The 233-nt window shown below is 74.2% G+C and carries 1 pseudogene; it reads left to right on the top strand.

Features of this window, described 5'->3' with window-relative positions:
- A pseudogene (locus tag SB786_RS37815) lies at window positions 1-233 on the top strand (hypothetical protein); the annotation flags it as partial.

Here is a 233-nt window from a genome sequence, read left to right as displayed (position 1 = left end):
GCTTCGGTTTCGCCTGACTCCCCGCACAACGCACCCGCTGCACCCGCAGCGCCCGCCGGATCGAGCCTCGCGCGCGACGCCGTGCGCGCGCTGCGCTCCTCGCAGATCCGCGAAGTGGCCAACGCGGGTTTCGGCGTCGCGGACGTGCTGCCGTTCTGGTTCGGCGAGTCGGACCGCACGACGCCGTCGTTCATCCGCGAGGCCGCCGCGCAGGCGCTCACGCGCGGCGACAC

This window comes from Burkholderia sp. SIMBA_062, assembly GCF_046534765.1.
Taxonomy (GTDB): domain Bacteria; phylum Pseudomonadota; class Gammaproteobacteria; order Burkholderiales; family Burkholderiaceae; genus Burkholderia; species Burkholderia ambifaria.
Note: the sequence above shows the minus strand (reverse complement) of the source record. Positions and strands in the feature narration are given on the sequence as shown.